Genomic DNA, 1,343 nt, shown 5'->3' with positions numbered 1-1,343 from the left:
TTCTACGGCCTTGATAGCTATTACAATGCCGCGACCCCTCGGGACCTGATCGGCTCTCTCCTGGTGGGGCTTGCCCCCCACACCTCGGCAGGGGTTTTATGCCGTCTGATCGGCTACACCACCGCCTCGGCCGGATACGGCCACCCCTTCTTCCACGCAGCCAAGAGGAGGAACTGCGACGGCGACGAGGACTGCGTTATGCTCCTCATGGACTCCCTCCTCAACTTCTCGATGTCGTACCTGCCGGAAAAAAGGGGAGGCAAGATGGACGCCCCCCTCGTCATGACCACCAGGCTCGACCCGTCGGAGGTGGATGGCGAGGCCCACAACCTGGACCTGCCATCGAAGTACCCGCTGGAATTCTACCGGGCGACTTTGAAAGGGGCCCAGCCGAAGGAGGTGGAGGGGCTGATCGACCTCGTCTCCAAGAGGCTGGGGACCGAAGCCCAGTACCGGGGCTTCCTCTTCACCCACGACACTGACGACATCGCCGCCGGGCCGCTGAATAGCGCTTACAAGACCCTGGAGACGATGATCGAGAAGATGGACGCCCAGCTCTATCTGGCGAGGTCGATCAGGGCCGTCGACGAGAGGGACGTGGCGACGAGGGTGATCAACTCCCACTTCCTGCCCGATCTCATCGGAAATCTAAGGGCCTTCTCCCGTCAGAAGGTCAGGTGCGTCAAGTGCGGGGCGAAGTTCAGGAGGCCCCCCCTCTCCGAGGTCTGCCCTAAGTGTGGTGGGAGGGTGATCCTAACCGTCCACGAGGGGTCCGTCCGAAAGTACCTGGAGGTCTCGATGAAGGTGGCCGAGGAGTTCAGGGTGGACGATTACACCAAACAGCGGCTCGAGATCATCAAGATGGACATCGACTCTCTATTCCAGAACGATAAGTCGAAGCAGATGGGCCTTGCGGACTTCATGTGAACCGGAGCAAGTCGGGCCCCAGACCGAGACGACGATGCTGAACCGAGATGGAGGACCCCTCTCAGACGGCGGCCGCCCAAGAATTTAGATTATATCGATAGCCTGTAGATGTAGCCCGAGAGGAAGATCCCCTCCTCGGAGTAGGTCTGCCCTCCCGAAGATATCTCCCAGGTTGCGGATCTGGTCTCCGGCGACTTTGAGGCTGAAGGCCCCGTCCAGGGGATCGCCGCCCTGGGGCCGTCGCCTACGACGTGATGTCAACGGTGCCATCAAGCTTGCATCCCCTCCACGGCCAACCCATTCCTCTCAAAAGTCCCGCCTTTCCTCTGAAAAGTTTGATCAAGAGCAAAGGCGAAGATATTTTATGACCGAGAGATCGCATCTTCAAAACTGAGGTGCTTCCCTTGATCGTGACC

At 59.6% G+C, this 1,343-nt stretch carries 1 protein-coding gene and 1 pseudogene; one reads left to right on the top strand and one right to left on the bottom strand.

Going from position 1 to position 1,343, the window contains the following annotated elements; translation table 11 throughout:
* Positions 1-927 (top strand): annotated as a pseudogene (locus ACP5EL_RS10360) (DNA polymerase II large subunit); the annotation flags it as partial.
* Between the two features lie 84 nt (positions 928-1,011).
* Here ACP5EL_RS10360 and ACP5EL_RS10355 read toward each other — a convergent pair.
* The gene (locus ACP5EL_RS10355; RefSeq protein WP_428402432.1) at positions 1,012-1,197 is read right to left on the bottom strand and encodes a hypothetical protein; all 186 of its coding nucleotides are present in this window, start codon (positions 1,195-1,197) and stop codon (positions 1,012-1,014) included.
* Between the last annotated feature and the right edge of the window lie 146 nt (positions 1,198-1,343).

This window comes from Methanocrinis sp., from assembly GCF_049974945.1.
Lineage (GTDB): Archaea > Halobacteriota > Methanosarcinia > Methanotrichales > Methanotrichaceae > Methanocrinis.
Note: the sequence above shows the minus strand (reverse complement) of the source record. Positions and strands in the feature narration are given on the sequence as shown.